Consider the following 13,328-nt stretch of genomic DNA (forward strand, 5'->3'; position numbering starts at 1 on the left):
TGACACAGGAGTCACCATGCGCCGTCTCCCCCCTGTCCTGGCGCGACTGAGTATTATCGCCCTCCTGCTGGGCGTGCTCACGGGCGCGCCGGTTACCGCCGCCCCGGCACCGGGGGTCGAGACCGACCCAGCGGCCCGGGCCCAGGCCCTGCTGGCCACCATGAGCCAGGACGAGAAGATCGGCCAGGTCCTGTGGACCCACGTCTACGGCTCCTCGGCGCAGGACGAGACCTACGCCGACAAGAACGAGGACGTGTTTGGGCCCGGCGTGCGTACCCCCGCCCAGGCCGTGAGCACCTTCCACCTCGGCGGGGTCCTGTACTTCAACTGGGCGCACAACGTCACCACCCCCACCGACCCCGGGCAGGTGGCCGCCCTGTCCGACGGCCTCCAGGAGGCGGCACGTACCAGCGGGCCCAAGATCCCCCTGGCCATCACCATCGACCAGGAGGGCGGGCTGGTGGCCCGGGTACGGACCTCGGGCACCGACGTGCCCGGGAACATGGCCCTGGGGGCCACCGGGTCCACCGAGCTCGCCCGCGCCCAGGGCCAGGCCCTGGGGTCCGAACTCGCCGCCATGGGGATCAACGTCGACTTCGCCCCGGTCCTGAACGTCAACACCAACGCCGCCAACCCGGTCATCGGGGTCCGCTCACTGGGGGACGACCCCGAGGCGGTCGCCTCCCTGGGCGCCGCCCAGATCGAGGGGCTCCAGTCCGAGGGGGTCTCCGCCACCGCCAAGTACTTCCCGGGGCACGGTGACACCCAGACCGACTCCCACCTGGGCCTGCCCACGGTCAGCTACGACCGGGCCACCCTGGACACCCACCTGGCCCCCTTCCGGACCGCGGTCAAGGGCGGGGTGGACATGATCATGACCGCCCACATTGTGGTGGAGGCCATTGACCCCGCCCACCCGGCCACCACGTCCAAGGCGGTCCTCACCGACCTGCTGCGCGAGGAGATGGGCTTCACCGGCCTGATCACCACCGACGCCATGGACATGGAGGGCGTCCAGCTCTCGGTCATGTCGGACCAGGAGAAGGAGGAGTACGCCAGGCTCAAGGCCGACCAGGACGCCAAGAAGGACGCCGCCGCCAAGGACCCCACCGCCGCCGACCAGTACACGGCCGCCTCGGCCGCCCTCAAGGCCTTCCTCGCCCCGGTGCGCGGTCGGGTGGCCGTGCAGTCCTTCCTGGCGGGCAGCGACGTGCTGCTCAACACCTACGACGTGCCCGCCGTGACCTCGGCCATGAAGGCGGCCCTGGCCGACGGGACGATCACCGCCGAGCGGCTGGACGCCTCCGTGACGCGCATCCTGGAGTGGAAGGCGCGGCGCGGGGTCCTGGACGCCTCCCCCACCTCCGCCCAGACCATCGCCTCCGTGGTGGGCTCGGCCGCGCACCAGGAGACGGCTGCCAGGATCGCCCAGCAGTCGGTGACCATGGTCCGCAACGACGCCGACTCCGTGCTGCCCCTGTCCCCCACGCGCACCCCCCGGCTCCTGCTCACCGGCTCCTCCTGGGGGAACCCGGAGCTGCTGACGCAGCCGCTGACCGACCTGGGGTTCACCGTCAACCGGGTGGAGACCTCGGGCGACTCCCCCGACCCCACGGCCGCCGAGGTGGACGAGGCCCTGGCCCAGGCCGAGAACGCCGACGCCATCGTCCTGACGACCTACTCCATGGCCGCAGGCTCCACCCAGGCCGACCTGGTGGCGCGCATGGTCGCCACCGGCAAGCCGGTGACCATCCTGTCCACCCGCAACCCCTACGACGTCGCGGTGGCGGGTACGGTGGCCCCGGCCTCGGGCAGCACCGGCCAGTGCCTGCTGCCCGCGGGCTGCTCGGTCACCACCACCCCCTCCCCCACCAACGGCGTGGCGGTCCTCAACCTCTACTCCAACCGGCAGGTCTCCCTGACCGCCGCCGCGAAAGTCATCGCCGGCCAGGCCCCGGTAGGGGTCCTGCCGGTGAACGTGCCGACGGCGCAGGGCGGCGGCACCCTCCAGGCCCGGGGCTTCGGACTGACCTACCCCAGCCAGGGGCAGAACCCGGGCGGGGGCCAGCTGGTGCCCGGCGTCCAGCCGGGTATCCCCACCGTGCCCGACCCCGGCTCACCCGGAACGGGGACGCTGCCCACGGGGAGCACCGCCCCGGTGGTCTCCGAGCCGCAGGGCACCGGCTCCCGGCACGGCCTGTCGCGCACCGGGGCCGTGGTGTGGCCAGGCCTGGCCGCCGCGGTCCTGCTGGTGGGCGGGATCATGCTGGTCCGCGCACGACGACGTCGGCGCGCCTGACGGCTGAGGCAGCCACCCGCCCGGCCAGTACCACCGCACTGCCAGTGCCCCGGGGCCTATCAGCTGGCGTCCCGGCTCCTGGCAGCCAGTGGTCCCGGGGCCTGGCGGCTATGGGTTCCTGCGGCTGGCGGCCAGGCGCTCCAGGGCCCCCAGGACGGTGGCGCGGTCCCTGGTGGGCCACAGGGGCGGCATGGACCGGGCCAGGAAGGCCCCGTAGCGGGCGGTCCTCAGGCGCGGGTCGAGGACGGCCACGACGCCGCGGTCACCGGCCCGGCGTACGAGGCGGCCAGCCCCCTGGGCCAGGAGGAGGGCGGCGTGGGTGGCGGCCACGCTCATAAAGCCGTTGCCGCCCGCGGCGGTGACCGCCTCAATGCGCGCCTGGGCCACCGGGTCGTCGGGCCGGGGGAAGGGGATACGGTCGATAATGACCAGCCTGCAGGTGTGCCCGGGCACGTCCACCCCCTGCCACAGGCTCAGGCTGCCCACCAGGCAGGAGTCCTCCTCACGGGTGAAGGCCTCCACCAGGGTGGGCAGCTGGTCCTCCCCCTGGGCGTAGACGGTCAGGTCGGTGGCGCCACGCAGGACCTCAGCGGCCTCCTGGGCGGCGCGACGTGAGGAGAACAGGCCGAGCACGCCCCCGCCCGAGGCCTCGGTCAGGGCCAGGATCTCGTCCAGGGCGGCCTCGGAGATACCCGCCGCGGGCCGGGGCAGGTGGGTGGGCGTGTAGAGGATGCCCTGGCGTGAGTAGTCAAAGGGGGTGCCCACGTCCAGACCCTCCCAGGGATCCTCGGACAGGGTCAGGCCCAGGGTGCGGGCCATGGGGTCGAAGCTGCCACCCAGGGCCAGGGTGGCGGAGGTCAGGACCGCGGCGGTGCCGCTCAGGAGGGTGTCGGCCACCGGGGCGGCCACGTCAATGGGCGCCAGGACCAGGCGGGGCGGGTCGGAGCCCATCCGGGGCCGCTCGACCCAGGCCACGTCACGGTGCCGGGCCACGGAGTCGCCGGTCATGCGCCCGAGGGCCTCAACCAGGTCGGCTACCGCGGTGCGGGCCAGGGCCAGTCCCCCGGCGTCCTCGCTCCCCCTGCCCGCCCCCTTGGCCTGCTCGCGCACGTCGGCGGCCAGGCGGCGGGCAGCGGCCTCCAGGAGGGTCAGGGCCTCGCCCAGGGCCGGCGGCAGGCTGGCGGGCAGGCGGGCGTCGGGCAGGTCCGCGAGCGCCAGGGCGAGCCCCTGCCCGGCGGCCTCCAGCTCGGTAACCACGGCGTGGGCGTGCCTGCGCACCGTGGCAGCCACACGGGCCACGGCGGCGGCGGACAGGCTGACGGTGTCCTGGGAGCGGACCCGGTCGGCGAGCTCGTGGGCCTCGTCCACCACCAGGACCTGGTGGTCGGGCAGGAGGCCGCTGTTGCCGGCCACGGCGACGCCGAGCATGGCGTGGTTGGTCACCACGACGTCGGCCTGGGCCGCGGCGGCGCGAGCGGCCTGCGGGAAGCACTCGTCCCGCAGGGGGCAGGAGGGGCCCAGGCACTCGTCCCGTGAGACGCTGACCTGGTCCCAGGCCTGGTCGGACACGCCGGGGACCAGGTCGTCGCGGTCCCCGGTGGTGGTGGTCGCCGCCCACTGTCGCAGGCGGACCACCTGCTCGCCCAGGGTGGTGCTACCGGCCCCGCCCACGTGGGAGCGGGCGGCGTGGGCGGGGCCGAAGAGCGCGTCCTCGTCCTCCGGGGGGTAGCCGCCGGCCAGGCGGTGGCGGCAGACGTAGTTCCGCCAGCCCTTGAGCAGGGCCACGCTGGGCCGGGTCCCGGTGACCGCCTCGACGGCGTCGGCCGCCAGGGGCGCGTCCTTGGTCATGACCTGACGCTGGAGGGCGAGGGTGGCGGTGGAGACGAGCGTGCGTTCCCCGCCCTGTACGGCGTGGACCATGGCCGGCAGGAGGTAGCCCAGGGACTTGCCGGTCCCGGTGCCGGCCTGGACCAGGAGGTGCCCGCCGTCCTCGATGGTGGCGGCCACGCGCTCGACCATGGTGGTCTGGCCCTGGCGTGGTGAGCCGGACAGGCGTGAGACGGCCTCGGTCAGGGCCTGGCCAGCCAGGTCGGCGGTGGAGGCCATGGGGCCCTCAGGCCTGTCCGGGGGCGTGCCCGCCGGTAGCACCGTCCTGGGTGGGCGTCGGGTCCGCCGGGTCAGCCTGGTCGATGACGCTGGCGGCCCGCAGCTCGGCAGCCAGGGCCGGGTCCACACGGGCCACCAGGCGGGTGCCGTGGGACACGTACTGGACAGAGTCGACCTCCCCGTCGGCGTGGGCCCGGGAGACCAGGTCCCCGCGGGAGTAGGGCACCACGAGGTCCACGGCCACGCCCGGACGCGGCAGGAGGTCCTCCACGCGCTGCCGGAGGGCGTCCAGGCCCTGCCCGGTGCGGGCGGAGACCGTCAGGGCCCCGGGCAGGCGGGTGCGCAGGGTCGCCAGGGTGACGGCGTCGGCCAGGTCGGCCTTGTTGAGCACCACGAGCTCGGGGACGTCCAGGGCGCCGGGGATACCGGCCAGGACGGTGTGGACGGCGGCGACCTGGCCCAGGGGGTCGGGGTGGGCGGCGTCCACGACGTGGAGGAGCAGGTCGGCGCTGGCGACCTCCTCCAGGGTGGAGCGGAAGGCCTCAATGAGCTCGTGGGGCAGGTTGCGTACGAATCCGACGGTGTCGGTCAGGGTGTAGACGCGCCCGTCGGCGGTCTGGGTACGCCTGACCGTGGGGTCCAGGGTGGCGAACAGGGCGTCCTGGACCATGGTCTGCGCCCCGGTGAGGCGGTTCATGAGGGAGGACTTGCCGGCGTTGGTGTAGCCGGCGATGGCCACCGAGGGGATGGCCCCGCGCCGCCGTGAGCCGCGCCTGGTCTCCCGGGAGGGGGCCATGGCCCTGATCTCGCGGCGGAGCTTGGCCATGCGCTGGCGGATGCGACGCCGGTCGAGCTCGATCTTGGTCTCGCCCGGGCCGCGGGAGCCAATGCCCTGACCCCCGGCCACGCGCCCGCCGGCCTGGCGGGACATGGACTCCCCCCAGCCGCGCAGGCGGGGCAGGAGGTACTCCAGCTGGGCCAGCTCCACCTGGGCCTTGCCCTCACGGGACTTGGCGTGCTGGGCGAAGATGTCCAGGATCACGGCGGTGCGGTCCACGACCTTGACGCCCACCACGTCCTCCAGGGCGCGGCGCTGGGAGGGGGCGAGCTCGCCGTCGACAATGACCGTGTCCGCCCCGACGGCCGCGACCACCTCGGCAAGCTCCTTGGCCTTGCCCGAGCCCAGGTAGGTGGCGGCGTCGGGGTGGTCGCGCCTCTGGGTGAGGGCGTCCAGGACCTCGCTGCCGGCGGTGGAGGCCAGGGCGGCCAGCTCACGCAGGGAGGTCTGGGCGTCGGTGGCACCCTGGGCCGTGGGGCCCGGCTCCGCGGGTGCGGCGGGCAGGTCCAGTCCCACCAGGACCACCCTCTCCAGGCGGATCTGGCGGTACTCGACCTCGCTGACGTCCTCCAGCTCGGTGCTCAGGGAGGCGGTGCGGCGGGTTGCGGCGCGAGCCTCGCGCTCCAGGGCGCCGGCGTCGTGGGCCTCGTGGGCCTCGTGGTCGGCGGCGGTGGAGGCCAGGGCGGCGGCGGAGCGTGACAGGACGCCCGGGGCGACGTCCTCGGTGCCGGGCCGCGGGGCGGCGGCCTGTGGGTGCGGGATAGCGTCGTGCGGGGCGGCGTCTCCGGCGTCGGGCTGCGGGTGCAGGACGTCAGGCTGCGGAACGGCGGCCTGTGGGGCGTCGGTGGGGGCGCCGGACCTGGGGGTGCGGCCCGGGGTCCTGGGGATGCCGGTCCTGGGCGCAGGCGCGGCGGAGTGGTCGTGATGGGAGGTCATAGATAAGGTCCTTTGCGTATGCGTGCGGTGGTCCGGAGCACGGCTCGACGGACCGGCCCGGCGGGGCCGGGGCTTTGGGTGGGGACGGAGGACGGCGCCGGGCGTCGTCGCCTCAGCGCATACGAATGAGCCACATGGGCAGTATGGTAGCGCCACGGCGCGCTCCAGGCCAGTACGCTCGCCCACCGGGCGCTGGCGACGTCGAGGTCTCCGCCCGCCCCCGCGCCAAGGTAGAACGCTCTCCCACCGGACGCTGGCGACGTGCCGGGCACGGTGGGCGAGGCTGCTGGCCTCTAGCAGCTGGCCGCAGGCCGCGGGCAAGAACACGGGCTGAGGACCGTGAGCGCAGGCAAGACTGTAGGCCACCACGAGCCACCGGAGCCGCAGGCAAGGGCGCGGGCTGTCGCCATGAACGCTACTTTAGAGAGGTGAACGCTATCTGGAGGGAGTGAACGCCATATAGGGGAGGTGAACGCGCGCCTATACGACGTTCATCTTCCTGACACAGCGTTCACCCTCCCAAAGTGGCGTTCACCTCCCCGAAGTGGCGTTCTCAGCCCCGAGGTGGCGTTCACCTCCTTTACATAGCGTTCACTGGCGCAGGTCCCGCGGACAACGCCCTTGCCATCGGACAGGTGGCCGCTGTCCCCAGTACGCCAGGCAAGGACTGGACCACCCGGCCCGCCAGCACCCCGGCGGCGCGCTGTCCCCAGTACGTCAGGCAGGACGCCGACGTCGGTACGGATACCGGCGGCGCCGTCACTGTCCCCCAGTACGCCAGGCGGAACGGGGCGCGTCCGGCCGTGAGACGCAGATCTGGGGGCCGTCCCCCAGTACGTCGAGTAGGACGGCGCTGGCCTTCACCGGTGCGGTGGTCTGGGCCGCTATCCCCAGTACGTCAGGCGGGACGGCACCCGCGTCGCCGCCGACGCCCACCCGGCCCACTGTCCCCCACATCGAGCAGGACCGTAGACCACGCGCGGCGCCGCCTCGCCGCGGCCGGATGCCACCAGTACGTCGGGCAGGACGAAGGCCCACCGGGCGGAGTCCGAGATGGCCCTCGCCAGCGGCAGGGTGGCGCGCTGGCCCAGCAGCTCGCGGGCCTTACCGGTCAGCGCCTAGCCCCCGACGACGTCGCCGGGGCGACAGCCCGACCCGCAGCTCCACGCTGGCGCCCAGGGTCTCCACGGCGAGCGTGAACAGCCTCTGACCGCCCCGCCGGTCCCGGTGCTGACGGGCGCGGGCCGGCCCGTCGGGCACGCACCAAATGTGATTCACATAACACGCGCACCCTCCCCCGCTGCCTTCAAATCACTATTGTTACTGCTATGAGTACCTACCAGCACACTGACGTCCAGGCCATCCAGGTGGGCACGGGGCTGGCCAGCCGGATCCTCATCGACCTGCTCCTGGCTGCCGCCGGCTTCGCCGCGGGGGTGGCCTTCCTGGTCTCGGTCGGCGGCCCGTTCAAACTGGACGAGGCCGTCATTATGGGGGTCGTGGGTGCGGGCTGGCCGTTCGGGGTCCGCCTGGTGTGGCGTTACCTACCCGGCTTCTCCTTCGGCGGCAGCATCGGCTTCGTCTCACTCGCCTTCGTCATCTACTACGCCCTCAAGCTGTGGCTGGGCCTGCTCATCGGGGTACCGGCCCTGGTCTGGCGCGGGGCCTGCGACATTCTGGCCCTGGTCCGCGCCCGCCGCACCACCTGAGACCGCCCAGCCCGCCCTGAGCCCACCCCCTGGGGCGCGGTTCACGGACCGGCTTACAAGAGGGCCTGCGGGCCTCCCCTTTTGTACACAACGTTCCCGTACACCGGCCGACCAGAAGAGGCCCCGCCCCCGACCCAGGTTCTGGCGACCAGGTACTGTCCCGCTCGCGCTGCAGGCGGTCTCGTCGGGCGCCAAGAGGCGGGTGGCACCCCCGGTCGCACGGGGCGGCCTTACCTCCCCGTCGGAGCGGGAACACCCTGGGTAGCACCCTGTTACGACGGGCGGCTCGTGCCCACGCAAGGCGACCGCCAGGGGCGAGGGCAACGCTTCCCACGGGCGGCACGGTGGCGTCCTGGTCGAGCCGCTTAGGCTTGCGTAGTGCCCCACGGGGGGCTTACAGGTCCAGGAGCGCCTCCAGGCCCACGGTCAGGCCGGGCCGGGAGCCGACCTGGCGCACGGCCAGGAGCACCCCGGGCATAAAGGAGGAGCGGTCGAAGGAGTCGGTGCGGATGGTCAGCTGCTCACCGGGGTTGCCCAGCACGACCTCCTCGTGGGCGGTCAGGCCCCGCAGGCGCACGGCGTGGACGTGGACCCCGTCAATGACCGCGCCCCGGGCACCGTGCGGGTCCGCGGCCGTGGCGTCGGGCATGGCACCCAGGCCAGCGGCGGCCCTGGCGGCGGCAATGCCCTGGGCGGTGGCGACGGCGGTACCCGAGGGGGCGTCCACCTTGGCGGGGTGGTGGAGCTCAATGACCTCGGCGGACTCGAAGTAGCGGGCGGCCCTGGCGGCGAAGCCCATGGCCAGGACCGCGGAGAGGGCGAAGTTGGGGGCGATGAGCACACACCGGCCCGCCGCCTCGGGGCGCCCCAGGTGCTCACGCACGCGCCCGTAGGACGCATCGGTCCAGCCGGTGGTGCCCACCACCACGTCGACCCCGGCGTCAATGAGGGCGTGGACGTTGGCCTCGGCGGTGGCGGGGACGGTGAAGTCCACGGCGACGTCCGCGCCGCCCAGGTGCGCGGCGTCGAGCGGGTCGCCCACGTCCAGGCGGGCCACGAGCTCCAGGTCCCCGGCCGCCTCCACGGCCTGGCAGACGGTGGATCCCATGCGCCCGGCGGCGCCCACGACAGCAACACGAGTAGTCATGGGCCCAGGCTAGCGGCCCGGGGCGGGGTGCCCCGGGAGCCCGCCCCGTGTCGGGGCAGACGGGGCGGGGCCGTCGGGAGCCCGGCGCCTCCCTCTAGCTCACCGTGCCGGGTCCCCGGCCGCCAGGGACGCCGGGGGCACCGGCTGGTGGCCAGGCGGCAGGCGGTTCCTCAGGGCCTGGGGCCCACCAGTACCCGGGCCCGCTCCTGGCCCGCCAGGTGGGCGGCGAGGTCCTGCACCTCCTGGGCGGTGACGGCGTCGAGCAGACGCAGGCTCTGCGCCATGGAGCGCAGCCGACCGGTGGTGACCTCGGAGCGCCCGAGCCTGCCCATACGGGCCAGGGAGTCCTCCCCGCCCAGGACCATGGAGCCGCGCAGCTGGGCCCGGGCCCGGGCCATCTCGCGCTCGCTGACCCCGTCCGCGGCGAGTCGCTCGAACTCCCCCACCATGACGGAGCAGACCTCGTCCACGTCGCGCGGCGCGCAGCCGGCGTACAGGCCGAAGGCCCCGGCCCCCGCGTAGGAGACGTCGAAGGCGTAGGTGGTGTAGGCAAGGCCCCGCCTCTCACGCACCTCCTGGAACAGGCGTGAGGACATGCCCCCGCCCAGGATGGTGGTCAGCACGCTCATGGCCCAGCGCCTCTCGTCGCGCACGGCAATGCCCTGACAGGTCAGGTAGAGGTGAGACTGCTCACAGTCCCGTTCAATGGTGACGTCACTGACCGTCAACGAGGTGAGGGGCTCGGTCTCGAACCGGCGCGGGCGGGGCGCGACGGCGCCGGTGGTGTCCCAGCTGGCCCGCTCCAGTCCGGCCCTGACCTGCTCGCAGATCTCCTCGTGGTCCACCGCGCCGGCCGCCGCCACGACCAGGGTGTCCGCGGCGTAGGTGCGACGGTAGTGGTCCCAGACGGCGTCGCGGGGCACGGCGGTGACGGTGGCCGGGGTGCCCCCGATGGGGCGGCCCAGCGGGGTTCCCTCCCCGAAGGCGGCGCGTGCGAAGGCCTCGTGGGCCACGTCGGCGGGGTCGTCGGCGGCGTCGGCGAGCTCGGAGACGATGACCCCGCGCTCGGTCTCCACCTCCGCCGGGTCCAGGAGGGAGGAGGTGACCATGTCCGTCAGGACCTCCAGGGCGGTGGAGGCGTCCTTGCCCTGGACGCGGGCGTAGTAGGAGGTGTGCTCCTTGGAGGTGGCGGCGTTGGACTCCCCGCCGATCATGTCGAAGGCCTCGGCGATGCCCCGGGCGTCACGGGTGGCGGTGCCCTTGAACAGCAGGTGCTCCAGGAAGTGGGTGGAGCCCTCCTGGCCGGGGATCTCGTCGCGGCTGCCCACCCCGAACCAGGCGCCCAGGGCGGCAGAGCGCAGCCCGGGCACAGCCTCGGTAATGACCCGCACCCCGCCGGGCAGGACGCAGCGTCGCGTCAGCGCGCCGTCGTCGGTCAGGGTGAGGTCGGTACCCGGGGTGCCCGCGGCACCGGCGGCCAACTCGACCTCGGTGTAGCTCGTCTCGTCCGTGCTGTGGATGGTCACCACGCGAGCCTAGATCGGCACGCCGCCGGGCGCGAAACGCCGTCGACGTGACGCTCATGACCGCCCGCGCGGCCAGGGGGACGCGGGCGGTCGCGAGCGGTCGCGGAGGCGGCGCTCAGCGCCTCACTCGGTCTCCTCCTCCAGGGTGCGGGTGCGACGGCGGCGGGGGCGGCGCTCACGACGCTCCTCACCCTCACCGCGATCACGGCGGGGGCGGCGCTCGCGACGCTCCTCGTCACCACGCCCGTCCCGGGCCCGCCGGGCCCCGTTCTCGGCCTCGGCGGCCAGCTGCTCCTCGTTCAGCACGGCGTGCAGGCTCAGCTTGCCGCGCTGGTCGATCTCAGCCAGCTCGACCTCGACCTTGTCCCCCACGCTCAGGACGTCCTCGACGTTCTCCACGCGCTTGCCGCCCACCAGGCGGCGGATCTGGGAGATGTGGAGCAGCCCGTCCTTGCCGGGGGTCAGGGACACGAACGCGCCGAAGGTCGTGGTCTTGACCACGGTACCCACGAAGCGCTCGCCGATCTCGGGCATCTGCGGGTTGGCAATGGCGTTGACGGCGTCGCGGGCGGCCTCGGCGCTGGGGCCGTCGGTGGCGCCGATGTAGACGGTGCCGTCGTCCTCCACCGTCAGGTCCGCGCCGGTGTCCTCCTGGATCTGGTTGATCATCTTGCCCTTGGGGCCGATGACCTCGCCGATCTTGTCCACGGGGATGCGCACCGTCAGGACCCGGGGGGCCGTGGGGGCCATCTCGTCGGGGGTGTCAATGGCCTGGGCCATGACGTCCAGGATGAACAGGCGGGCGTCACGGGCCTGGCCCAGCGCCCCGGCCAGGATGTCGCTGGGCAGGCCGTCGAGCTTGGTGTCCAGCTGGAGGGCCGTGATGAAGTCGCGCGTGCCGGCGACCTTGAAGTCCATGTCGCCGAAGGCGTCCTCGGAGCCCAGGATATCGGTCAGGGTGGCCCAGCGGGTCTGGCCGTCGATCTCCTCGTGCATGAGGCCCATGGCGATGCCGGCCACCGGGGCGCGCAGCGGCACGCCCGCGTTGAGCAGGGACAGCGTGGAGGCGCACACCGAGCCCATGGAGGTCGAGCCGTTGGAGCCCAGGGCCTCGGAGACCTGGCGGATGGCGTAGGGGAACTCCTCGCGGCCGGGCAGCACCGGCACCAGGGCCCGCTCGGCCAGGGCCCCGTGGCCGATCTCACGGCGCTTAGGGGCGCCCACGCGGCCGGTCTCGCCGGTGGAGAAGGGCGGGAAGACGTACTGGTGCATGTAGCGCTTGTGGGTGATCGGCGAGAGGTCGTCGATCTGCTGCTCCATGCGCAGCATATTGAGGGTGGTGACCCCCAGGATCTGGGTCTCGCCGCGCTCGAAGATGGCTGAGCCGTGCACGCGGGGCAGGACCTCGACCTCCGCGCCCAGGGTGCGGATGTCCTTCAGGCCGCGCCCGTCCATGCGCACGCCCTGGGTCAGGGTGCGGTGGCGCACCAGCTTCTTGGTCACGGACCTGAAGGCCGCCTTGAGGGCCTTGACGTCCTCCTCGGTGCCGAAGCGCTCGGCCAGGTCCGCCAGGACGGCGTCGCGCACGGCCTCAATGGCCTCGTCGCGCTCGTGCTTGCCCTCGGTGGCGATGGCGCCAGCCAGGTCGTGGGCGGTGGCGGCCTGCTCGACGGCGTCGTACTGCTCGTCGGAGTAGTCCAGGAAGAGCGGGAACTCGGCGGTGGGCCGGGAGGTGTGCGCGGCGACCTCTGTCTGGGCCTGGACGAGGGCCTTAATGTGCGGCTTGGCGGCCTCCAGGCCCTGGGCCACAACGGCCTCGGTGGGGGCGACGGCGCCCTCGGCGATAAGACCCCAGGCCCTCTCGGTGGCCCCGGCCTCCACCATCATAATGGCCACGTCCCCGCTCTCCAGGACCCGGCCGGCCACGACCATCTGGAAGGTGGCGCGCTCGAGCTCGGAGTAGCGGGGGAAGGCGACCCAGTGCCCGTCAATGAGGGCGATGCGGGTGCCGGCCACCGGCCCGGCGAAGGGCAGGCCGGCGATCTGGGTGGACATGGAGGCGGCGTTAATGGCCAGGGCGTCGTAGGCGTCGTCGGGGTGGATGGCCAGGACAGTCTCGACCACCTGCACCTCGTTGCGCAGGCCCTTGACGAAGGAGGGGCGCAGGGGGCGGTCAATGAGCCGGCAGGCCAGGACGGCGGAGGTGCCGGCGCGGCCCTCGCGGCGGAAGAAGGAGCCGGGGATGCGCCCGGCGGCGTACTGGCGCTCCTCGACGTCGACGGTCAGCGGGAAGAAGTCGAACTGGTCCTTGGGGTGCCTGCCCACCGTGGTGGCCGACAGGATGGCCGTCTCCCCGTCGAGGTAGGCCATGGCGCTTCCGGCGGCCTGCTTGGCCAGGCGCCCGGTCTCGAAGCGGACCACGCGCCTACCGAAGGAGCCGTTGTCGATCACTGCCTCGGCGGCGGTGACCTCGGGGTCATCAATGAACATCGTTGATGCGTCTCTTTCTGTGATCTCTGTAGACGCACCCGATCCTATCGCGAACGGCGCCGTGAGGGGATCCGCGTGCCCCGGCGGCGGCGTGACGTCGCCCGCCACCGGGGCCGGACCGCCCTCCTGTCGCGGCGCCCCGGGGGCCACTTGCGGGGCCGGGTCTGTTCTCAGACCGTCCTCCTCGCACCGGGCTCCCGGCCCCGCGCCTGCTTTCGAGGGCGGGCCCGCCGGCCGTCGCCGTACCCGAGGCCCGTCTCCTTGCGGGGCCGGGGCC

8 protein-coding genes are annotated in these 13,328 nt (G+C 73.4%); 2 read left to right on the forward strand and 6 right to left on the reverse strand.

Going from position 1 to position 13,328, the window contains the following annotated elements:
- Positions 1 to 16: 16 nt before the first annotated feature.
- On the forward strand, positions 17 to 2,299 hold the full coding sequence (locus tag C3V41_RS13365; RefSeq protein WP_217350955.1) for a glycoside hydrolase family 3 protein: 2,283 nt from the start codon (positions 17 to 19) through the stop codon (positions 2,297 to 2,299).
- A gap of 108 nt (positions 2,300 to 2,407) precedes the next feature.
- On the opposite strand, the gene C3V41_RS04835 is transcribed toward C3V41_RS13365, so the two are convergent.
- The 3 genes from C3V41_RS04835 to C3V41_RS13065 all read right to left on the reverse strand — a co-directional run bounded on the left by C3V41_RS04835 (position 2,408) and on the right by C3V41_RS13065 (position 7,439).
- Positions 2,408 to 4,405 carry an ATP-dependent DNA helicase gene (locus C3V41_RS04835; RefSeq protein WP_254423685.1) on the reverse strand — a complete coding sequence of 666 codons (1,998 nt, stop codon included), beginning with the start codon at positions 4,403 to 4,405 and terminating at the stop codon, positions 2,408 to 2,410.
- Between the two features lie 7 nt (positions 4,406 to 4,412).
- Positions 4,413 to 6,179, reverse strand: a complete 1,767-nt coding sequence (gene hflX / locus C3V41_RS04840; protein ID WP_254423686.1) for a GTPase HflX — start codon at positions 6,177 to 6,179, stop codon at positions 4,413 to 4,415.
- Between the two features lie 1,104 nt (positions 6,180 to 7,283).
- Positions 7,284 to 7,439, reverse strand: coding sequence for a hypothetical protein (locus C3V41_RS13065; RefSeq protein ID WP_165271579.1), 156 nt, complete (start codon positions 7,437 to 7,439; stop codon positions 7,284 to 7,286).
- Positions 7,440 to 7,507: 68 nt separating this feature from the next.
- Between C3V41_RS13065 and C3V41_RS04845 the strand changes: the two genes are divergently transcribed.
- Positions 7,508 to 7,888, forward strand: a complete 381-nt coding sequence (locus C3V41_RS04845; protein WP_106109328.1) for a hypothetical protein — start codon at positions 7,508 to 7,510, stop codon at positions 7,886 to 7,888.
- A gap of 394 nt (positions 7,889 to 8,282) precedes the next feature.
- Here C3V41_RS04845 and dapB read toward each other — a convergent pair whose 3' ends face one another.
- From dapB to C3V41_RS04860, 3 genes are all read right to left on the reverse strand, one after another.
- Complete coding sequence (dapB, locus tag C3V41_RS04850; protein ID WP_106109329.1) at positions 8,283 to 9,035, reverse strand: 4-hydroxy-tetrahydrodipicolinate reductase; 753 nt, start codon at positions 9,033 to 9,035, stop codon at positions 8,283 to 8,285.
- A gap of 170 nt (positions 9,036 to 9,205) precedes the next feature.
- Positions 9,206 to 10,561 (reverse strand): M16 family metallopeptidase, encoded by a 1,356-nt coding sequence (locus C3V41_RS04855; RefSeq protein WP_106109330.1) that lies wholly within the window; start codon positions 10,559 to 10,561, stop codon positions 9,206 to 9,208.
- Positions 10,562 to 10,684: 123 nt separating this feature from the next.
- On the reverse strand, positions 10,685 to 13,051 hold the full coding sequence (locus tag C3V41_RS04860) for a polyribonucleotide nucleotidyltransferase (protein ID WP_106109331.1): 2,367 nt from the start codon (positions 13,049 to 13,051) through the stop codon (positions 10,685 to 10,687).
- Positions 13,052 to 13,328: the final 277 nt, after the last annotated feature.

The sequence above is a fragment of the Actinomyces sp. oral taxon 897 genome (assembly GCF_002999235.1).
Classification (GTDB): Bacteria; Actinomycetota; Actinomycetes; order Actinomycetales; family Actinomycetaceae; genus Actinomyces.

Excerpts from the sequence above, each read along its gene's own strand:
- C3V41_RS13365 (WP_217350955.1), top strand. The coding sequence starts at position 17 with ATGCGCCGTCTCCCCCCTGTCCTGGCGCGACTGAGTATTATCGCCCTC.
- C3V41_RS04835 (WP_254423685.1), bottom strand. The coding sequence starts at position 4,405 with ATGGCCTCCACCGCCGACCTGGCTGGCCAGGCCCTGACCGAGGCCGTC.
- hflX (WP_254423686.1), bottom strand. The coding sequence starts at position 6,179 with ATGACCTCCCATCACGACCACTCCGCCGCGCCTGCGCCCAGGACCGGC.
- C3V41_RS04845 (WP_106109328.1), top strand. The coding sequence starts at position 7,508 with ATGAGTACCTACCAGCACACTGACGTCCAGGCCATCCAGGTGGGCACG.
- dapB (WP_106109329.1), bottom strand. The coding sequence starts at position 9,035 with ATGACTACTCGTGTTGCTGTCGTGGGCGCCGCCGGGCGCATGGGATCC.
- C3V41_RS04860 (WP_106109331.1), bottom strand. The coding sequence starts at position 13,051 with ATGTTCATTGATGACCCCGAGGTCACCGCCGCCGAGGCAGTGATCGAC.